The following is a 19,857-nucleotide window of genomic DNA, read 5'->3' as shown; positions in this document are numbered from 1 at the left end:
GGCGTTCCATTAACGGGCATGATAGTTGTTACGCGCTTTGACCGTTGATAAGCTGAGGTTGTTCATTTCAAAACTGAGGGAGGCGTGTTTATGCGGAGATTCTTCAAAGTCTCGACGTTGGTGGTCTCTTTTTTTGTTTTGGCGATTGTGCCCGGCGGTCCCAACCGAATTGATCAGGCGGCGGACAAGCCGGAAGTGGCCGGAGGCGTTGTGCTCGCCTCAAGCGCCAAAGGCCCGGCCTGCATCGCCTGCCATCGAACGGTGACGCCCGGCATTGTTTCAGATTGGCAGTTAAGCAAACACAGTCAGAATGGCGTTGATTGCGCCATCTGTCATGGCGACGGGCACATGTCTGCCGATGACGTGGCCAAAGTGCAAATTCCTACACCGGATACTTGCGCGATGTGCCACGAAACGCAGGTGCAGCAGTTCAAAAGCGGCAAACATGCGTTCGCGTGGGCGGCGATGAAGGCAATGCCGACCACCCATGCGTTGCCTGTAGCGATGCGAGAGGGATTGAAGGGATGCGGCGGATGCCATAAGATCGGATTAAAGACAGAGGCTGAGCTGAAAGAACTGAAGGCAGCAGGCGGTGGATTCGGCGTGGCTTCCTGCGATGCGTGCCACACCCGCCATCTGTTCTCGGTGAAGGAGGCTAAGCAACCGCAAGCCTGCCAGACTTGCCACATGGGATTCGATCATCCGCAGTGGGAAATGTATTCATCGTCCAAGCACGGCGTGCGATATTTGCTCAAGCAGAATGGAACGCTGCCGGAAAGCGTCGCCGCCCCGACCTGTCAGACTTGCCACATGCAGGACGGCAATCATGCTGTCAAAACGGCTTGGGGATTCTTGGCTGTGCGTCTGCCGCTGCCAGAAGATAAACAGTGGGCGCAGGATCAGACGACGATTCTTCAGGCGCTCGGCGTGCTCGATCCTGCCGGCAAACCGACAGCACGACTTGATGTCGTCAAAGCCGCTGATGTCGCCCGACTCACACAACAGGAGTGGCAGAAAGAGCGCGACAAGATGGTAAAAACGTGTAGTCAGTGCCACTCGGCCAATTTTGCTCGCGGTGAATTGGAGAAAGGCGACCAGATGATCAGAGAGACGGATCGGCTGCTGGCCGAAGCCATTCGCATCGTGGCCGGGTTGTACAAAGATGGTGTTTTGCAGAAGCCCGCGTCTTACGCGCATCCATTTCCCGACCTGCTGACCTTCCACGATGCGCCGACACCGATTGAGCAGAAGCTGTTTGTAATGCATCTGGAGCACCGAATGCGGGCGTTTCAGGGCACGTTTCATGCGAACCCGGATTACGCGCTCTGGTACGGCTGGAGCGAAATGAAGCGGGACCTGGCCGAGATCAAAGCGATGGCTGAAGAGCTGCGCCGAGCCCATCAGGCCAGGAAGAAGTAACTGAAGACTGCGCAAAAATCATAAGCGTGATCATGCTCTGGCCGCGTAACGGCTCGCTGACTTTAGGCGGGTCTTTCATGGCCTGCGCCGTCGGCCACACTGCATGCCCCGCGCGTCAGCGACGTTGAAATCAGCGTTCAGTCGTCGCTGACGCGACGTCAGAGTCGCTCTGTTGACGTGACTGCGGGACTTGCGAAAGACCTCGGCTAAATTCACCGATCGCTGGCGCGATCAAAAGTGTGGATACTAGGCACCCGCAGGATGCGTCTCAGAAACCGACGGCGCCCCCGCATGCTGGCTCATGCCTGGTGGAATCATCCATGAACTCCGCGCACGCCACGGAAAAAGAAACTCTTTCGCTGGGTTGATCAACTCGACCGCGGGCGCCTGATTTGTTATCATCGTCCTCGGCTTGAAGAGCGAGAGGTGATCATCAGAATCAAACATCACTTCGCAGCGACCTGTGGCTTGGCTTTTGGTAGCGACTTGTGGCTTCGTTGTGGAGGGCATTTTTGAAGGGATCGTCCATGGGAGACGTCACGAGATGAACGAAGAAAACCTGGGAGCGTGTTCTCAACAATCATCCGAAGGGCGCGCGTTCCTAAGCATTTTTTAAGGAGGGAATAATATGAGTCAGCATAAGCGTGAAGTTGTCATCATCGGTGCTGCCCGCACGCCGGTGGGTTCGTTTCTGGGTTCGCTCAGTGCGCTGCCGGCTCCCAAGCTCGGCGCAGCGGCGATTCAGGAGGCACTTAAGCGAGCCGGTGTGGCCCCGGCAGATGTAGATGAAGTGATCATGGGCAATGTGCTGCAAGGCGGCGTAGGACAAGCTCCGGCGCGGCAGGCGGCCATCTTTGCCGGCCTGCCCACAAAGGTCGAATGTATGACCATCAATAAAGTCTGTGGCTCCGGGCTTAAGTCGGTCATGTTGGCAGCGCAGGCCATCGCGCTCGGTGACGCTGATGTGGTTGTGGCCGGCGGCATGGAGAGCATGAGCAACGCGCCGTACCTGCTGGAGCGAGCGCGGCAAGGTTACCGGCTTGGTCATGGCGAAGTTGTTGACAGCATGATCAAAGATGGGCTGTGGGATGTCTATAACAATTTTCACATGGGCCATGCCGGTGAGTTGTGCGCTCGAAATCTCAATATCTCGCGTCAGGAGCAAGATGCCTTCGCTGCTGAGAGTTATCGGCGGGCGCTGCGAGCGCAAGAGCAAGGCTGGCTGGCCGAAGAGATCGTCGCGGTGGAAGTGCCTCAGGCCAAGGGCACTGCGCTGGTCAGCGAAGACGAAGAACCCAAGCGCGTCAATTTCGACAAGATGTTGACGCTGAAGCCGGCGTTTCAGGAAGGCGGTACGATCACACCCGCCAATGCTTCCAAGATCAATGACGGCGCCGCGGCCGTGGTCGTCATGGCCAGAGAACGGGCCGAGCGGCTAGGGTTACAACCGATGGCTCGGATTGTCGGCGCAGTGGCAGCCGCGCGCGCCCCTGAAGAGTTCACGGTCGCGCCGGTTGACGCGATCAAGAAAGTGCTCAGCAAAACTGAACTGACGCTCGGCGCCATTGATCTGTTTGAAATCAACGAAGCGTTTGCAGTAGTAGCATTGGCTGCGATCAAACAGCTCGAACTCGATCCGCAGAAGGTCAACGTCAACGGCGGCGCGGTTGCGTTTGGTCATCCGATTGGAGCCAGCGGCGCTCGATTGCTGACGACGCTGCTATACGAGATGAAACGGCGGCAGGCGCAGCGCGGATTGGTGACGCTCTGCATTGGCGGCGGCGAGGCCGTAGCCATGGTGGTGGAGCGGGCATCCTGAAGAGCAGTTGAACGGCTGGTCTGCATCATGCAGGCGCTCTGCGCCCCATACGTAATCGGCAGCGCCAGCGCCGTCGCGTTGAACGGCCGGTCTCCATTGTGCAGTCGTTTTGTCAACGAGCGACATTGGTCGAGCCGAGACAGTGTGTGGCATGCGCGTGGAGTGCCCGATGCGAGCGTATCAGCAGGGATCATCCACGCGAGTCATGACGACACGCCGTGGCACGGCTGGCGCGACATGTAACGAGATTTAACGAAAGCAAGACCGGAGCGGAGGCCATTCAGAAGGCATCTCAGGCCAGTAGTCAAGTCGTGTTGTTCTGTTTCTCCTGACTAAGGCGCACCGGATGCGGTCAGCTCAACGAGCCGTCGGTTACTGTCTCGATATAACTAATCCCTATGACGACGGCTACCGGATGTCGTCGGCTTCTGTGGTTCATCGGTGGATGGTGTGGACCGATCCTCGGTCTCACATACAGGTGAGGCTCAGGTCGGCACGCCCAGCTTGGGCAGCACGACGCGCATGAGCACCACGTAAGCGACCGCCACTAAAATCATCAGGAGAGCATCGTTCATCATCTCCTCCTATTATCATTGCCGGCTCATGCCGCTTGTTGCGTCTCGGCGACGCGGATGTCAGGTTGAACCCGCACCGTCGTCTTAATTGAATTGGAGATCAGGCAATGTTTCTCGGCCTTTTCCAAAATTCGCAGCGCGCGCTCCCGGTCGCTCTCGCGCGCGATGGTGAGCTGTGGCTCAATGACGATGTTGGTGATTTGAAATCCCTGACCTTCGACCTTATCCAGTTGCCCGCGAGCTTGCGAGCGGAACTTGACAAACTCCAGCTTTGACATCTGGGCGATTGCTAGGAATGTCGTCATCAAGCAGGAATTGACAGAGGCGACGTAGAGGTGCTCCGGTGACCAAATCCCCTCGTGGCCTTGAAATTCAGGTGGCGTGGCGACCGTCAATGTCGGCAGGTTCGATGCGCTGAGCAGCCCCTTGCGCTCGCCCGTCCACTCAACGATTGTGTCATAGTAGTATGGCAGTTGTTGCGTCATCGTATGTTCTCCTACTGTATGATTGTCATCCATCCTTCTTGATCCAAGATCGCCGAAAAGGGTTCACGGCTTGCTCAAATCACCGACACACCATAGACTGTAGCCGCGTATGGACGAACGTGAGCGCATGCTGGTCGAGGCATTGAAGTCCGGCAAGCAGGAAGCTTTTGAGGAATTATTCAACACCTACGGAGCTCGTCTATACAGTTTTGCCGCGCGGATGTGTAAGAATGAGGAAGACGCCAAAGACGTCGTTCAAGAGACGCTCATCAGCGTGTTTCGATCCCTGAAGGATTTTCGCGGCCAAGGGTCGTTTCGCGCGTGGTTCTTCACGATTGCCGCCAACGCCTGCCGCAAAATGAAGCGGAAGGGGAAATTTGAGCCTGAGCATGAACTCTCGTTGGATGAACTGATCCCAACGCCTGCCAGTGAAGGCCAGAAACCGGACATTGCTGATTGGTCGCAGAATCCTGACCAGTTGTTTCAACGCGCTGAACTCAAGACGCAGGTGGAGCAGGCCATCGCCGATCTACCTCCCCCCTATCGTGTTGTGCTGATCTTGCGGGACATCGAACAACTGAGCACGCAGGAAACAGCCCAATCGCTTCATCTGTCGCCGGAGGCCGTTAAATCACGGCTGCACCGCGCTCGATTGTTTGTGCGCGACCGCCTGACGCAATACTGGCAGACCGAGGCTGAATCCTTTGTCGGGAAAATGGGTCTATGAATCATGAGGCATTTGACATGATGGAATGCAAGCAGTTGGTGACATTGCTTTCAGAATTCATTGATGGCCAGCTTCCTGCCCATCTCTGTCAGGAGATTCAAGCCCATATCGCTGATTGCGCGCCCTGCGTCGCGTTTGTCAATACACTGCGAAAGACTATCCAGATGTGCCAAGAGCTTCCCCACCATCCCTTACCCGATGAGATGAAAAATCATCTCAAAGAAGTTCTGCAAAACGAATGGAGCAACTGGAAGCCGCATGCTTCATAATGTGTTGCTCGATCGAATGCGCGAGAGCGCGGTCGGCACACTCATCATTTTGAAATGATCGCTCATGCGTTAAGAACCCCCAGAAGTTAACTTCCGAGACGCTTTCGCTGTGGGGACGACGGGCCTGCGTTGCGCAAAACCGCTACATGGAAACAGACCAAAGACGGGTGGTGAATCCTTTTCGTTCGATTTGGATCGTACAGGTGCAGAACAACGATGAAGGAGGATCACGACATGACAGTTGAGCGATACTTACGACTGATTGCAGGCAGTTTTGTATTGGCCAGTGTGTTGCTTGGTTACTATCACAGTCCATACTGGTTTTGGTTTACCGGATTTGTGGCCGTCAATTTGATTCAGTCGGCGTTCACGAACTGGTGTCCGATGATGACGATTCTGCGCCGATTGGGCGTCGGCTGTGAGGAAGCGGCCACGGTCGCGCGACATGCCTGAGAGGGCCAGCGAGCGTGACGGCTCGATGCCGCCAAAGGAGTGGTGATGCAACTGTTTCAATCGAACTTGTTTCTCGTGCCGACTGACTTCAGCGAGATTGCCACCGGGGCGTTGCAGTATGCCGGGAGTCTGGCTGCCCGTTGTGGCGCGCGATTGCAGGTCATTTTTGCTGACCCGTTTCTGCCGCCGCCTTATTTTTCGACGCGGCAGGCTGAAGACATTGCCGCTGTCTTAGAGCAGTCCAAACGCCTTGCTCGCGAGCAACTGGATCGTTACGTGCACGAGCACATCGCTCAGACTGTGCCGGCGGAAGCGCGTGTCGTCGAAGACTATCCCGTTCGCGCGATTATGACCACGGCTGACCAATACAACGCGGACATGATTATCATGGGCACGCATGGGCGGAGCGGCTGGAGCCGGCTGATGCTTGGTTCGGTCACCGAGAAAGTGCTGCGTGAGACGCGCCGGCCTGTGCTGACGGTGCGCCCACAATCAACCGTCGCCCCGTCATCTGGCCTGACGATTCAACGCCTGCTCTGTCCCGTCAACTTCACCGACACGTCAGCGCGGTCGCTCGAGCATGCCAGCGCGCTGGCTGCTTGTTTAGGCGCGGAGCTATGGGTCTTACACGTGATCGAATCGCCGAGCAGTCCGCCCAGCGAAGAAGAAGAGGTGGATCGTCTTTGTGAATGGGTTGCGCCAGATATTCGCGCGCGCTGTCGCCTCCAGGAGACCGTGGCGCGGGGTGAAGCAGCCGAGCAGATTCTCACAACCGCGAGTTCACTCGGTTGCGACATGATCGTCATGGCCGCTCAACATCGGCGTTTCTTGAACACGACCGTGCTGGGCACGACGACCGTGCGTGTGAATCGGCACGCGCCTTGTCCGGTGCTGACGGTGGTCAGCGAGTCAGCGTCGTGAGGCCGGTCATGAATAATCGGCGTTGAAATCCGCCAGTGAAATCAGCTCGTCTTTTCAGCGCCGTGAGGCCGGTCATGAACAATGGGCAGGTGTTCCTCTTCCGCCGTTTGTTATGGGCGTTGGCGTTTGTATTTTCCCATCAGCTCGCCCTGTGCCAGGATGTGTCCCTTGATGGCATCCATCAGTTGCTGCTTACTCAAGCCCGGTTCAAAGGTGGTGGGAATCGCCACGGCATAGAGTTTGAAGAAGTACCGGTGCGGCGCGCCCGGCGGCGGGCAGGGGCCGCCGTAGCCGATTCGGCGAAAATCATTGATGCCCTGCCGAGCCTGGCCCAGCACTATTTTGTCTGGAGGAATGCCTTCGGGCAAAGATGTCGTCTCCGGGGGCAATCCATAGAGCACCCAGTGCACCCATGTGCCGGCGGGCGCGTCAGGGTCGTCGCAGATCAACACCAAACTTTTGGTATCGCGCGGCGGGGCTGTCCATGCCAAGGGCGGCGAGAGGTCCATGCCGTCGCAGGTGTGTTTGATCGGGATTGTCCCGCCATATTGAAATGCGTTGCTACTGAGTTGCAGGTCCATATCCACTGCCTCCTGTGGTGAAGTGGGCGGCGTTGGCGACGAGCGTTCTGGTTGGCAACCGGTGAGGATGACCAGAACCGCGAGCGCCAAAGATAAGTGCAACCATCGTCGCATGGTTACATCCTTACTTGTGAGAAACAACCTCACCCCGTGGGGCGAGAGCAGACATGATACACCAAATCGGTGACACATCTCCAAGAGATAACATTGGCTGAATCTTTTGGCGTGAAATTGAATCATAGTTGCTTGGTGAGTGATGAGAGGTGGGTTGATGACCGGGAATAACTGGCTCGATATGCTAAGCGCATCAAGCGGGCAAGACATAATAGGTGTGTAGGAGAAGCACTATGGACGATGCACTAGCCATTGACAGATTCCAATTTGCTTTCACCGTCACGTTTCACTACCTGTTTCCTCAATTAACGATGGGATTGGCGCTGCTGATCGTGATCCTGAAGACGATAGCGATCCGTCGCAATGATGAGCGATATAATCAGGCAGCGCGTTTCTGGGGGAAGATTTTTGCTATTTCCTTTGTCTTCGGTGTTGTGACCGGCATTCCAATGGAGTTTCAATTCGGGACCAACTGGGCGAAGTTCTCCCGTTTTGCCGGCGGCGTGATTGGCCAGACGCTGGCCATGGAGGGCGTGTTTGCTTTCTTCCTGGAGTCATCGTTTCTTGGTCTGTTTTTATTCGGAGAGAAGCGGCTTGGGCCGCGTGGGCACTGGTTGGCGGCCTTCCTTGTGTTTGCCGGCTCATGGTTGTCCGGCTACTTCATCATTGCGACCAATGCGTGGATGCAGCATCCGGTCGGTTATACGATCGCTGCTGATGGCTCGGTCCATTTGAGCAGCTTCTGGGCGCTCTTGTTGAACCCGTGGGCGATCTGGCAATACCTACACACCATGGGTGGTTCGGTCATCACAGCTTCGTTCGTGATGGCGGCGGTGGGCGCTTTTTACGTGTTGACCAACAGAGAGCCGGAGCACGGACGACTGTTTCTCAAGCTCGGCGTGAGCGTCGCTGTTGTGGCCAGTGTGTTGCAGTTGTTCCCAACAGGAGACAAGCAGGGGCGCATGGTGGCGCTGCATCAGCCGGCGACGCTGGCGGCGATGGAAGGATTGTTTAAGACGGAAGCGGGCGCGCCGTTGGTGATTATTGGCCAGCCGAATACGGCCGAGCAGAAATTGGATAACCCGATCATTATCCCGCGACTGTTAAGCTTTCTGACCTACCGTCGCTGGAATGTGGAAGTCAAAGGCTTGGATGCCTTCCCCAAGGATCAATGGCCGGACAACATCCCGCTGCTATATTACAGCTATCACATCATGGTTGGATTAGGGACCATCTTCATTGCCATCACGCTGGCTGCCGCCTGGTTGCTCTGGCGGGGCCGGCTTTATGAGTCAAAGTGGATGTTGTGGATTTTGATGTTGAGCTTTCCATTCCCTTACATTGCCAACACGGCCGGTTGGATGACCGCTGAGCTGGGTCGTCAGCCTTGGTTGGTATATGGCTTGATGCGCACCAGTGAAGGGTTCTCACCGACCGTATCGGCGGGCAATGTCATGTTCACGCTGCTTGGCTTCATGGGCATGTATACAGTGTTGGCCATTTTGTACCTGCTGCTGATGTGGCGCGAGATCGAGCATGGCCCGAAACTGCTGGCGGCTGAAGCGTCGAGCATGAAGACCGGCCAAGTTGTCGCCGGCGTTGGCGCTCACTAAATGAGGAGTTGTTCATGTCGTTAGCCACGACGCGAGAGAAACGATGAAAACGCCACAGGCGGGAACGCCTGTGCCACTTTTTCTGAGCAATCGCCCATGAACTTACGTTCACCGCGAAGCATGAAAATGGCGCACAGGTGGGAACGCCTGTGCCACTTTTTGAGGAGGAATCCAGATGGAGACGCTATGGTTCGTGCTGGTTGCTTTTATGCTGACTGCTTACGTCGTGCTGGACGGGTTTGATCTGGGGGCAGGCAGCTTGCATTTGCTGCTGGCCAAAACGAACGATGAGCGGCGGGCGATTCTGCGCGCGATCGGTCCGGTATGGGATGGCAATGAAGTCTGGTTGTTGGCGGCGGGCGGCACGCTTTATTTCGCCTTTCCGGCGCTCTATGCATCCAGCTTCAGCGGTTTTTATCTGCCGTTGATGATTGTGTTGTGGTTGCTGATGCTGCGCGGCATCGGCATTGAGCTGAGGTCGCATGTGGATGATCCGCACTGGCGCGCCTTCTTCGATGTGGTGTTTTCGGTATCCAGCTTGTTGCTCACTCTCTTCTTCGGGGCTGCGTTGGGCAACGTGATTCGTGGCGTGCCGTTGAATGCGGAAGGCTATTTCTTCCAGCCATTGTGGACAAACTTCCGAGTGGGCGCGCATCCGGGCATCCTCGACTGGTACACGGTGCTGACCGGCGTGATGGCGCTGGCCACGTTAAGTTCGCACGGCGCGCTCTACATCGCCGCGAAAACGGAAGGGGACCTGAACGCGCGCGCCCGCCGCCTCGCTGGCCGGATGTGGTGGCTTGTCGCCGCGTTGACAATCATCGGCTTGATCGCAACCTTGAGCGTGCGTCCGCAGATGCTGCATAACTATCGGCATCCGGCTGGCCTCATTTTTCCCGTGATTGTGTCAGCAAGTTTGATCGGGATGTTCTATTTTCGCGCGAAAGCGCGGGACCATGCCGCTTTTCTTTCATCGTGCGCATACATTGTTGGGATGTTTGGTGGCATCGCCTTCGGGATGTATCCCACCGTGCTGCCGGCCAGCACAAACCCAGACTACAGCCTCACCGTGCACAATACCGTGACGGGTCGTTATGGTTTGTCGGTGGGCGTCGTGTGGTGGAGCATAGGAATTGTCTTAGCTCTGGGCTACTTCATCTATCTCTACCGCTCGTTTCGCGGGAAAGTGCGTCTGGATGAGCAGGAAGGCTATTGATGCGCTGCCAGCACTGGCTCAGGTATGATCCCGGGCGATTTGTAGAAACACGGAGGAAGGCATGATGAAACATCGGTCATCACATATCGGTGTGAAGCTGAGTGTTGCTCTCGTTTTTCTTGCAGCACTCGGTTGGGTGACAACGGCATCACCGTTGCCACAACAGCCGACCGGCGAAGATGCACCTGTGCAGCAGGCGCTGCAACAGGCGCGTCGGGTAGCTAATGAGTTAACAGAGAAAGTTCGCGGCCTGTTGTTCAAGGAGCTGGAGAAAGGCGGCTATGTTGGCGCAGTGCGCGTCTGTTCAGAGGTCGCGCAAGAGATTCCACGCGAATTTACCGCGCGCACAGGCCACTATGTTCGCCGCGTCAGCTTGGGATATCGCCATCCCAAGGACGTGCCCGATGAATATGAACGGCAGAAGCTCGAGCTGTTTGATCGCCTCAATCGCGAAGGTAAGTTGGAGAGTGAGTATTACGAAGTGGTTACCGAGCAAGGAGGCCGGTATCTACGCTATCTGAGGCCACTGCTCACTGGGCCAATGTGCCTGACTTGTCATGGCGAGAAACAGCAGATACCCGCTGACGTCAGAGCGATTTTGGAAGAAAAGTATCCTGACGATCGCGCCACCGGCTATCACACCGGTGACGTGCGCGGGGCCGTCAGCGTGAAAATTGCTTTGCCGTCACCATCGGAGCCGAAGTAGAGTTGCCTGCCGATGTGCAGAGTTTGAATCAGGAGGCGGGCAATGCTTCGCTTGGATTGAACAAGTCATGACCTGTTGAGACTATTAGGTCTCACGAAGTAAATGACAAGCCAGGGTGCTTACTTTGGCAAGGCAAAGCTCACAAGTAGGAGCGTTGTCCGGTTGGCGATCCGGCCACAAGCCCGTCAACATGCTTCTCGGTGCGTACATTCTGTTCGCAGTAGTTCCGACATTCGGAATGCTGATTCTGGTGGCTGTATGAGACCAATGGGCTGACAGTTGCTACGCTTGAGTTTCAAAGGTGGCTCAAAAGTGGCAAAAGCGGGCTAGTCAGCGCATGCACCCGACACGCTTCGCCTTGCTGCGCTCGGCTCGCCTCAATGTCTGGTCTGTAACAGTCACCCGTGGCCATTGCGCTTTGGGTGTTCTAAGTAGGTGGTTTGCCGGTCAGGCTCTTGTGGCCGCCTCGTGGAGTGATCAATCGGTGTGGAAAGTAGGTTGATGTAGGTTTGGTTTGGATTTTGACACGATGAGTACCCTAGCCCAACTCAATGCGCGCCCTAGCTCAACTCATCCAGACTGGCGTGGTCCGAGAGATAGCTCAGTTGGTATGGAAGGCGCGTTGAGCTGGGTTTGATTTGGAGTTTAACAAGATGAGTACCCTGGCTCAACTCATCCAGGTTGGCGTGGTTCGATGTGAGGTGAGGGATCGTCAGCTCATGCCGACGTTTGGCGTGCCGGCCATGATTGAGATACTTGAGCCTTACAGAGAAGGGCTGCGCCACCTGGAAAAACACAGCCACGTTTGGATTCTGGCCTGGTTGCATGAAGCAGATCGCGAGCGAGTGCTAGTGACGCCGCGTGGCGTCGCTGACACCAGTGAGGCGGCCATGCACGGCGTCTTTGCTGTTCGCTCGCCGACGCGTCCCAATCCGATTGCGATGACGGTGGCGCGGATTGTAAGCCTGCAAGGGAATTGCCTCCACGTGGATCGCCTTGACTTGATTGACGGGACGCCTGTCATTGATCTGAAGCCGTATTTTCGCAGTCGGGATATGATCTTTTCCGCGCGGAATGAGCAGATCGGCAAACCGGCCAGCCGCGCGGCGATGCTTGAATCATTGCTCTATCAAGCTGAACAGTTCCACGGTGAGCGGTGCGCCGGCGTGGCCCTCGGCGCGCGCGTGATCGAGCACTGGCGGTCGAGTTATTTTGAGTTTGCCGAAGTGATCGGCGCGACGGCTCATGTGCCGGAAGATGCCGGCTGCTTGATTGACGCAATCATGGCGCTGGTTGGCGCAACGCCGGGCCGCGCGACGTTGCAAATGCACAAAGGCAACGCGATCGTGCTTATCAAAGATGGTGCGCGGTATGACTATGCGCTGTGCGAACCGGAGCGTGAGCAACCAAGCTGGCGCCAGATGCAGTTCGAGCACATCCTGGCGCTGCCGGACTCGGCGCTGTTTCATGTGTCCCGGCATGAATGACGGCCGCATCGGAGCATCCCGCTGGGATGAGGCTGACGCTTAGCAACCTGTTAGCTCACCTTCTCGGTACAGACGCTGCTGCACGGTGACGTGCGCTCTTTCTCTGATCGTCAAGTGTTACGGATGTGGTGACAATGGGGCTGGTTTTACCGCGACGGCGCCGTCAAAGAAGGGCTTGAGAATGACGGATGAGCAGAGATTCTGAATCCTTTTGTTTTGTGTTGGATCATAGGGGTTCAGCGAACAACGTTTGGAGGTTGCATGCAAGACAAAGGCGGTGGTGTGAGGAGCAAACTGGTGATCTGGCTCGTTGTGCTGAGCGTGTCCGTCAGCGTGATGCCAACTTCTTCTGTTCACGCTCAAACTGACACGACCCAAGGATTGACGTTGCCGCTGGCAGTGGAGCTGGCGCTGCGCAACAATCCGATGATGCGCGCTGCCGCGTCAGGGCGCCAGCAGGCCGATGCTCAACTGGATGAAGCGCGCGCTGGCCGATTGCCGGTGGTGCAGTTCACCGAGACGTATACCAACAGTAATAATCCCGTGTTCGTGTTTGGTTCTTTACTGGAGCAAGGACGGTTCGGCCCGCAGAATTTTGACCTGAATGCGTTGAATAGCCCTGACCCGCTCAACAATTTTCGGACAGCACTGACAGTTCGGTTGCCGGTGTTTGATCAATGGCAGACAAGCTCACGCATTGAGCAGGCCCGACTCGGTCAGCAACAGGCTGATAAACAGAAGGAATTTGTCCAGCAGCAAATCCGGTTTGAGGTGCTGCGAGCTTACTATGGCGTATTGGTCGCGAACGCGCGCAAAGACGTAGCCGATGAAGCCGTCAAGACGGCGTCGGCTGATGTCAAGCGGATTCGCGATTTGTACGAAGCCGGCGTCGTTGTGCAATCTGATTTGTTGGCCGCTGAAGTGCAATTGGCCGAGTTTCGTCAACAGCAGATTGAAGCGGCTGGCGCCATTGTCGTGGCTCAGGCGGCGCTCAATACAGCCATTGGGCTGCCCGTCAACACGCCGCATCGAGTGGAAGGCGCATTGGTCGAAAAAAGGTTTGACGCGGTTGATGCAGAGGAATTATTGAAGTTGGCGTTGCTTCATCGTCCCGATTATGCGCGCGCGCAACTGGCCGTGCGTTCGAGTGAGCAGGGGGTGCGCCGCGCGCGTGGCCAATGGTTGCCGCGATTTGATGTATTCGCCTCGGTTGGTGGTAGCCATCGCGGGTTCAATGGCAGCGCCGATTACGCAGTTGGCGCAACTGTGACGTTTGATCTGCTCGATTTCGGTCGCAGCGCCAGGATCAAGCAAGCGGAGGCCGCAGAATCGTTGACAGACGCTGAGCAGGCGCGGCTGGCCGATCAAATCCGCTTTGAAGTGATCCGGGCGCATCAGCAATTTGTCTCGGCTCAGGCGCGGTTGGAAGTTGCCGCCCGCACTGTGGATCAGGCTGCGGAAGTGTTGCGCATCGTCCAAGACCGCCATCAGGAGGGATTGACAACGATCACGGAAGTGCTCCGGGCGGGGACGGCGTTGGTGCGGGCGCGGCTGAACCTGCTGGCGGCCCGCTATGATTACTATGTCGGCTACGCGCAGGTCTTGCTAGCCAGCGGGCGATTGAATGATGTTCATCCGTTTGTGTCATGAAAGAGACGACCATCAAGACGCCAGCCATACCACGCGCGATGACCAAACGGCGCTGCACTCAATGGTGGCTTGGTGGCGGCTGTTTGAGGGAATGGCTATGAAGAGGACAATCGGTTTGATTCTCATCAGCGTGCTCGCCGCCGGCATGACAGCCGCTTGCGGGAGGCAGCAGAAGGCGGCCCAGACGCGACCCGTTGTGACCGGCGTCAAACTTGAAGTGATCAGCCCGTCGCCGGTTGACGAGTACTACGAAGCCGTTGGCACCGTCCGGTCAAAGACGAGCAGTGTACTGTCGGCGAAGGTTGTTGGCAGCGTGACGGCTGTGCACGTGCGTGAAGGCGACCGCGTGCGACCCGGTCAGGTGCTGGTGGAGATTGACAACCGCGACACGACCGCGCAATTGAGAAGAGCGCAGGCCGGAACGAGCGAAGCAGAAAACGCCTTGCAGGAAGTGGAGAGCGCCATTCGCGCGGCCGAATCAGCCGTGGCAGCCGCCGAAGCAAACAAGGCCCTGGCCACATCAACCTACAATCGGTTTCAGGCATTGCTGGAACGCCGATCGGTCAGCCAACAGGAATTCGACGAAGCGCAGGCCAAATATCAGGCGGCTGTGGCCGAGGTCGAGCGGCTCCGTCAAGTGCATCAATCATTGCTCGCCAAAAAGAATCAGGCGCTGGCCAAGATTGAACAGGCCAAAGCCGAAGTGACAACAGCGCAGGTCATGGTTGGTTACGCTCGTGTGACAGCGCCGATAGCCGGCATCGTCGTCGCCAAGCACGTTGACGTTGGCATGCTGGCGGCGCCGGGCGTGCCGTTGCTGACCATTGAAGATGGCGCTCAATATCGCCTGGAAACGATCGTGGACGAATCACAACTCGACAAGATTCGTTCAGGCGATCGCGCGGATGTGCGAATTGACGCCCTTGGCGATAAGGAACTGGATGGCAGAGTTGTGGAAATCGTGCCGGCCGCCGACCCGCGTAGTCGCACTTATACGGTCAAGATTGATTTGCCGATGCAGTCCGGGACGCTTCGCTCAGGGCTTTACGGTCGAGCGCGATTTAAGATTGGTCAACGCTCGGCGATCACCATTCAGTCATCGGCGATTGTCCGGCGTGGTCAACTGGTCGGCGTCTATGTCGTGGACTCATCGGGGATCGCCCGTCTGCGACTGATTCAACTGGGCAAGTCCTATGGCGAACGGGTGGAAGTGCTGGCCGGGTTGAACGAAGGGGAGCGCATTGTGGTGGAGAACGTCGCGGCTGTCACGGATGGGTCGCAGGTCCAGTGAGCCGGCCGTGCCGTGTGAACGAATGCGCGTATGATGCACGAGGAGAAAGCAATGACTCATCAACGAGGCTTAGCGGGCAAGCTGGCGCAGGCGTTTATTGACTCAAAATTGACGCCGCTGATCATCACGGCTTCAATTCTGTTGGGTCTGGGAGCCGTGCTCATGCTGCCGCGTGAGGAGGAGCCGCAAATCATCGTCCCGATGATTGACATCTTTGTGCAGATGCCCGGCGCGTCTGCGCAGGAAGTCCAGGAGCGCGTCACCAAACCGATGGAAAAACTGCTCTGGGAGATTCCCGGCGTCGAATACATTTATTCGACCTCCTCGCCCGGTTACGCCATGGCTGTTGTCCGGTTCTACGTGGGTCAGGACGAAGAAAACAGCATCGTCCGGCTCAATCAAAAGATGTTTGCCAACTTCGATCTGATTCCTCCCGGAGCCAGTCCGCCGCTGATTAAACCGCGCTCGATTGACGATGTGCCGATTCTGGCGCTCACGTTGTCGAGCGACCGCTACGATCACTTCGCGCTACGGCGCATCGCGGCGCAAGTTCATGACCAGATCAAACAAGTTCACAACGTTTCCGAGGTCACCATCATTGGCGGTCAGCGGCGACAGGTGCGCGTAACCCTTGATGCCGGGCGCATGGCGGCCTATCACGTCGCGCCGGCGCTGATTGTGCCGATGCTGGAGCAGGCCAATCGGCAATTGCAATCGGGAAGTTTTTCCGCCGGCAATCGCGAATTCTTAGTGGAGACCGGCGGCTTCTTGCAAACGGCTGAAGATGTGGGCAACGTCGTGGTCGGCGTGTTTGATGGCCGGCCTGTGTACCTGCGCGACGTGGCCACGATCGAAGACGGCCCAGAGGAGCCGGCCAATTATGTGCTGTTTGGCACAGGTCCAGCTCACGCAGACCATCAGGCCGCCGGCGCGTCTGGGTTGTTGCCGGCCGTGACCATTGCGGTCGCCAAACGCAAGGGCGCCAACGCAATTGACATCGCGGAGCAGGTTATCGAAAAGGTCCATGCGCTGAAGGGATCGTTGATTCCCGCCGATGTACAGCTCACCATCACGCGCAATTACGGAGAAACAGCCGAGGAAAAATCCAACGAGCTGCTCTTTCACATGCTGATCGCCATTGTGTCGGTTTCGGCGCTGATCTGGTTGACGCTCGGATGGCGCGAATCGGGCATTGTCGCCATCGCTATCCCTGTCACATTGGCGTTGACGTTGACGGTGTTTTACCTGTATGGGTACACACTGAATCGCATCACGCTGTTTGCGCTGATATTTTCCATCGGCATTCTGGTGGATGACGCCATTGTCGTGGTCGAAAACATCGTGCGTCATTATCGCTTGCCGGGCAATCGCGGGCGTTCCATCGTGGAGATTGCCGTGGAGGCCGTTGACGAAGTTGGCAACCCGACGATCTTGGCGACGTTCACGGTGATTGCCGCCATTATTCCAATGGCGTTTGTCAGCGGCTTGATGGGGCCGTATATGCGCCCCATTCCGATTGGCGCGTCGGCGGCGATGGTCTTTTCATTGTTGGTCGCCTTCATTGTCACGCCGTGGGCCAGCTTGCGATTGCTCAAGCGCAACGGTGAGAGCCACCATGCCGAGGAAGGCTGGTCAACCAAACTCTATCGTCGCGTGATGTCGCAATTGATTCATCAGCGGCGTTGGCGACATGCGTTTTTAATCGGCGTGGTGCTGTTGTTGCTCCTCTCCGTCTCGCTGTTTGCCATCAAAGCGGTTCGGGTGAAGATGCTGCCGTTTGACAACAAGAGCGAGTTTCAAGTCGTGATTGATATGCCTGAAGGCTCCACGTTGGAGCAGACAGCGGCAGTGACACGCGAGATCGGCGATTACCTGGCAACCGTGCCGGAGGTCACCGATTATCAACTCTACATCGGGACGGCATCGCCGTATAACTTCAACGGGCTGGTGCGTCACTACTTTTTGCGACGTGGGCCGCACGTGGCCGATATTCAGGTGAATCTGGTTGGCAAAGGTGAGCGGGACGCACAAAGTCATGACATCGCCAAGCGTGTGCGCCCGCCGATTCAGGCCATCGCTGCGAAATACCAAGCGCGAGTGAAGATCGCCGAAGTGCCGCCGGGACCGCCGGTGTTGCAAACATTGGTCGCCGAAGTCTACGGTCCCGACTATGCCCGTCAGATTGAAGTGGCGCGTCAACTGCGTGACATCTTTGATCGAACCGATGGCGTCGTGGATGTGGATTGGTACGTGGAAGACGATCAACCGATCTATCGCTTCGTTGTGGACAAACAGAAAGCGGCTCTGCACGGCATCTCGGCCGAGCAGGTCGCTGCGACGCTGCGCATTGCCGTCGAAGGCATGAGCGTCGGCTTGTTGCATCAGCCGCAGGAGAAGGAAGACGTGCCGATCATGCTGCGCTTGCCGCGCCAGCAGCGTTCGAGCGTAGAAGATTTGAATCAGATCAAACTGATGGGGCAGAACGGGCAGTTAGTGCCGCTGGGTGAGCTGGTGCAGGTCGAGCAGCGGATCGCTGACAAAAGCATCTACCATAAGAATCTGATGCCCGTCGTTTACGTCACCGCTGATGTCGCTGGTCGTGAAGAGAGTCCGGTCTATGCGATTCTCAAGCTCAACCAGGCGATTGATCAAATCGAGTTGCCTGAAGGTTACCGCTTGGAACGCTACGTCGCGCAACAACCGCCGCTCACTGACAAGCTGGCCATGAAATGGGATGGCGAGTGGCATATCACCTACGAAGTGTTTCGTGATCTGGGATTGGCCTTTGCTGCTGTGTTGATCTTGATCTACATATTGGTGGTTGGTTGGTTCCAGTCGTTCAAGACGCCGATCACCATCATGGCGGCGATCCCGTTTTCGCTGGTCGGGATTCTGCCGGCTCATGCGGCGATGGGGGCGTTTTTCACGGCGACCTCGATGATCGGTTTTATCGCCGGCGCGGGGATTGTTGTGCGCAATTCAATTATCTTGGTTGACTTCATCGAGCTTCGATTGAAGCAGGGCATGCCGCTGGCTGAAGCGGTGGTGGATGCCGGCGCCGTGCGATTTCGTCCGATGATGTTGACCGCGGCTGCCGTCATTGTTGGCTCGGCGGTGATCCTGTTCGACCCGATCTTTCAAGGCCTGGCCATTTCACTGATGGCTGGCGAAGTCGCTTCGCTGCTGCTCTCACGCATGACCGTGCCGATTCTTTACTATTTGAGTGAACGTCGCCATCATGAGCCGCCCCGTGAGACTGGTATTGCCCCGACCTTGCGCCAGCCCGAACATCAAATCGGATCGTGAAGGCAACTGCTAACCGATCGGCGCTCCCCGGCGCTGTGTTGATCTTGGCTCTTGGTTGATTTGACCCATCTGGGTGATTTAGCCGCATCGTGATGTGTTGATTGGCTGAGCATCAGTCAGCTTACGAATTGTTGTCGCGCAAGATAACTCGCCCCTGGGAAAGGCTCAGTGATGGTATGGTGTTTGCACCGATCATTGTTCGGCTCATTGCACACAGTGGAAAAATTCTACGAGCCGGAAAGGAGGTAGCGGTATGTTTCCGTTCAAAAAGATTCTCTGTCCCACGGATTTCAGCGAGCCGTCTTATGAAGGCCTGAAGTGGGCACTTCAATTGGCGCAACATTTCGGCGCTGAGTTGTCCATCATACACGTCATACCGATCTCTCCCGCCCTTGGTGAAGCCGCTGTGACGTTCCACGTGGCCGAGTATGAGACATCCGCGCGCGCTGATGTCGAGCATCGCTTCCAGGAATTATTTCAGCAACGCATTCCCGCCGGGATGCAGGTGCGTCGGATCATCAGTCATGGCGATGCTGCCACTGAGATTGTGCGCGTAGCCAGTGAGGAGCAGATGGATGTGATTGTGATCGCCACACACGGGTTGACCGGCTGGCGGCATCTGGTCTTTGGCTCGGTTGCTGAGAAGGTCGTGCGATTGGCCACGTGTCCGGTGCTGACGGTGCGGGCACCGCAGCCGCAGTGACGCCGGGCGCGGGGGACAGGAAACGGACATCGTCCGGTCTTCGGTCTGCCGTTTCGGAGCTATTTTCGTAAGCATTCGTCCATGAGCTGATGCTCGTCACGAACGCTGAAGTCGAAATTCTTTCGCGTCATTGGCATGTTTCATGAGCTAAGCAACGTGACAAAAGTTCGTGGCGTTTTTGGAGTGCTGCGACGTGTCGCAGCTTTGGCCAGAAACCGGTGACGCGTCACTCCAAAACTTCCGTCCCAAGCGGTGCTCTCCGATTCTCTGTGGGCATTTATGACGTCGTCATGATGTGGGTCACGCTCCAGAGGCCGCGCAAGCGGCGGGTAAGAAGATAGCCAGAGGTGAAACGTCTGGAGCGGAAAACGTGCAAGGTCAGCTTGCGCTGGAGGCGCAATCAGCAGGTACCCAGACGTGAAACGTCTGGAAGCGCAGATCAAATGATCGCGTTGCCGGGGGCCGCGCAAGCGGCGCGTAAGAAGGTAGCCAGAGGTGAAACGTCTGGAAGCGCAGATCAAA

General features: G+C 56.8%; 16 protein-coding genes. 14 read left to right on the top strand and 2 right to left on the bottom strand.

All coding sequences use genetic code 11. The features are described 5' to 3' along the window. Window positions 1-90 precede the first annotated feature (90 nt). Together NZ823_17365 and NZ823_17360 are read left to right on the top strand one after the other, a co-directional pair. Window positions 91-1,419 (top strand): cytochrome C, encoded by a 1,329-nt coding sequence (locus NZ823_17365; GenBank protein MCS6806897.1) that lies wholly within the window; start codon window positions 91-93, stop codon window positions 1,417-1,419. Window positions 1,420-2,047: 628 nt separating this feature from the next. Continuing rightward, the gene (locus NZ823_17360) at window positions 2,048-3,238 is read left to right on the top strand and encodes a thiolase family protein (GenBank protein ID MCS6806896.1); all 1,191 of its coding nucleotides are present in this window, start codon (window positions 2,048-2,050) and stop codon (window positions 3,236-3,238) included. A 601-nt stretch (window positions 3,239-3,839) separates the two neighbouring features. Here the strand turns inward: NZ823_17360 and NZ823_17355 are convergent. Then, window positions 3,840-4,298, bottom strand: coding sequence for an OsmC family protein (locus tag NZ823_17355; GenBank protein MCS6806895.1), 459 nt, complete (start codon window positions 4,296-4,298; stop codon window positions 3,840-3,842). 109 nt (window positions 4,299-4,407) lie between these two features. Between NZ823_17355 and NZ823_17350 the strand changes: the two genes are divergently transcribed. From NZ823_17350 to NZ823_17335, 4 genes are all read left to right on the top strand, one after another. After that, window positions 4,408-5,025, top strand: a complete 618-nt coding sequence (locus tag NZ823_17350; protein MCS6806894.1) for a sigma-70 family RNA polymerase sigma factor — start codon at window positions 4,408-4,410, stop codon at window positions 5,023-5,025. 17 nt (window positions 5,026-5,042) lie between these two features. Next, the gene (locus NZ823_17345; GenBank protein ID MCS6806893.1) at window positions 5,043-5,294 is read left to right on the top strand and encodes a zf-HC2 domain-containing protein; all 252 of its coding nucleotides are present in this window, start codon (window positions 5,043-5,045) and stop codon (window positions 5,292-5,294) included. A 234-nt stretch (window positions 5,295-5,528) separates the two neighbouring features. Beyond that, window positions 5,529-5,747, top strand: coding sequence for a DUF2892 domain-containing protein (locus NZ823_17340; protein ID MCS6806892.1), 219 nt, complete (start codon window positions 5,529-5,531; stop codon window positions 5,745-5,747). Window positions 5,748-5,792: 45 nt separating this feature from the next. Then, entirely contained in the window at window positions 5,793-6,668 is an 876-nt protein-coding gene (locus tag NZ823_17335) for a universal stress protein (protein ID MCS6806891.1), read from the top strand. Between the two features lie 110 nt (window positions 6,669-6,778). Here NZ823_17335 and NZ823_17330 read toward each other — a convergent pair whose 3' ends face one another. Beyond that, a complete protein-coding gene (locus tag NZ823_17330; GenBank protein MCS6806890.1) occupies window positions 6,779-7,363 on the bottom strand; it encodes a YbhB/YbcL family Raf kinase inhibitor-like protein in 585 nt (194 codons plus the stop codon). 233 nt (window positions 7,364-7,596) lie between these two features. Between NZ823_17330 and NZ823_17325 the strand changes: the two genes are divergently transcribed. The 8 genes from NZ823_17325 (at window position 7,597) to NZ823_17290 (ending at window position 19,335) form a co-directional block, all read left to right on the top strand. Then, window positions 7,597-8,976: a cytochrome ubiquinol oxidase subunit I gene (locus tag NZ823_17325; GenBank protein MCS6806889.1), complete on the top strand. Its 1,380-nt coding sequence runs from the start codon at window positions 7,597-7,599 to the stop codon at window positions 8,974-8,976. A 175-nt stretch (window positions 8,977-9,151) separates the two neighbouring features. Continuing rightward, window positions 9,152-10,192, top strand: a complete 1,041-nt coding sequence (cydB, locus tag NZ823_17320; GenBank protein MCS6806888.1) for a cytochrome d ubiquinol oxidase subunit II — start codon at window positions 9,152-9,154, stop codon at window positions 10,190-10,192. Window positions 10,193-10,253: 61 nt separating this feature from the next. Next, entirely contained in the window at window positions 10,254-10,898 is a 645-nt protein-coding gene (locus NZ823_17315) for a DUF3365 domain-containing protein (protein ID MCS6806887.1), read from the top strand. A 653-nt stretch (window positions 10,899-11,551) separates the two neighbouring features. Then, window positions 11,552-12,385 (top strand): tRNA (N6-threonylcarbamoyladenosine(37)-N6)-methyltransferase TrmO, encoded by an 834-nt coding sequence (gene tsaA, locus NZ823_17310; protein ID MCS6806886.1) that lies wholly within the window; start codon window positions 11,552-11,554, stop codon window positions 12,383-12,385. Between the two features lie 261 nt (window positions 12,386-12,646). Continuing rightward, window positions 12,647-14,035 (top strand): TolC family protein, encoded by a 1,389-nt coding sequence (locus NZ823_17305; GenBank protein MCS6806885.1) that lies wholly within the window; start codon window positions 12,647-12,649, stop codon window positions 14,033-14,035. Between the two features lie 97 nt (window positions 14,036-14,132). Then, window positions 14,133-15,326, top strand: a complete 1,194-nt coding sequence (locus NZ823_17300; protein MCS6806884.1) for an efflux RND transporter periplasmic adaptor subunit — start codon at window positions 14,133-14,135, stop codon at window positions 15,324-15,326. A 51-nt stretch (window positions 15,327-15,377) separates the two neighbouring features. After that, entirely contained in the window at window positions 15,378-18,632 is a 3,255-nt protein-coding gene (locus NZ823_17295) for an efflux RND transporter permease subunit (protein MCS6806883.1), read from the top strand. Between the two features lie 253 nt (window positions 18,633-18,885). Next, window positions 18,886-19,335, top strand: a complete 450-nt coding sequence (locus tag NZ823_17290; GenBank protein ID MCS6806882.1) for a universal stress protein — start codon at window positions 18,886-18,888, stop codon at window positions 19,333-19,335. Window positions 19,336-19,857: the final 522 nt, after the last annotated feature.

The organism is Blastocatellia bacterium (genome assembly GCA_025054955.1).
Taxonomy (GTDB): domain Bacteria; phylum Acidobacteriota; class Blastocatellia; order HR10; family J050; genus JANWZE01.
The sequence above is the reverse complement of the archived record's forward strand: the minus strand, read 5'-3'. Positions and strand labels throughout refer to the sequence as shown.

Bases quoted from the DNA above. Each gene is read 5' to 3' on its own strand.
- NZ823_17365 (MCS6806897.1), top strand. From the start codon at position 91: ATGCGGAGATTCTTCAAAGTCTCGACGTTGGTGGTCTCTTTTTTTGTT.
- NZ823_17360 (MCS6806896.1), top strand. From the start codon at position 2,048: ATGAGTCAGCATAAGCGTGAAGTTGTCATCATCGGTGCTGCCCGCACG.
- NZ823_17355 (MCS6806895.1), bottom strand. From the start codon at position 4,298: ATGACGCAACAACTGCCATACTACTATGACACAATCGTTGAGTGGACG.
- NZ823_17350 (MCS6806894.1), top strand. From the start codon at position 4,408: ATGGACGAACGTGAGCGCATGCTGGTCGAGGCATTGAAGTCCGGCAAG.
- NZ823_17345 (MCS6806893.1), top strand. From the start codon at position 5,043: ATGATGGAATGCAAGCAGTTGGTGACATTGCTTTCAGAATTCATTGAT.
- NZ823_17340 (MCS6806892.1), top strand. From the start codon at position 5,529: ATGACAGTTGAGCGATACTTACGACTGATTGCAGGCAGTTTTGTATTG.
- NZ823_17335 (MCS6806891.1), top strand. From the start codon at position 5,793: ATGCAACTGTTTCAATCGAACTTGTTTCTCGTGCCGACTGACTTCAGC.
- NZ823_17330 (MCS6806890.1), bottom strand. From the start codon at position 7,363: ATGCGACGATGGTTGCACTTATCTTTGGCGCTCGCGGTTCTGGTCATC.
- NZ823_17325 (MCS6806889.1), top strand. From the start codon at position 7,597: ATGGACGATGCACTAGCCATTGACAGATTCCAATTTGCTTTCACCGTC.
- cydB (MCS6806888.1), top strand. From the start codon at position 9,152: ATGGAGACGCTATGGTTCGTGCTGGTTGCTTTTATGCTGACTGCTTAC.
- NZ823_17315 (MCS6806887.1), top strand. From the start codon at position 10,254: ATGATGAAACATCGGTCATCACATATCGGTGTGAAGCTGAGTGTTGCT.
- tsaA (MCS6806886.1), top strand. From the start codon at position 11,552: ATGAGTACCCTGGCTCAACTCATCCAGGTTGGCGTGGTTCGATGTGAG.
- NZ823_17305 (MCS6806885.1), top strand. From the start codon at position 12,647: ATGCAAGACAAAGGCGGTGGTGTGAGGAGCAAACTGGTGATCTGGCTC.
- NZ823_17300 (MCS6806884.1), top strand. From the start codon at position 14,133: ATGAAGAGGACAATCGGTTTGATTCTCATCAGCGTGCTCGCCGCCGGC.
- NZ823_17295 (MCS6806883.1), top strand. From the start codon at position 15,378: ATGACTCATCAACGAGGCTTAGCGGGCAAGCTGGCGCAGGCGTTTATT.
- NZ823_17290 (MCS6806882.1), top strand. From the start codon at position 18,886: ATGTTTCCGTTCAAAAAGATTCTCTGTCCCACGGATTTCAGCGAGCCG.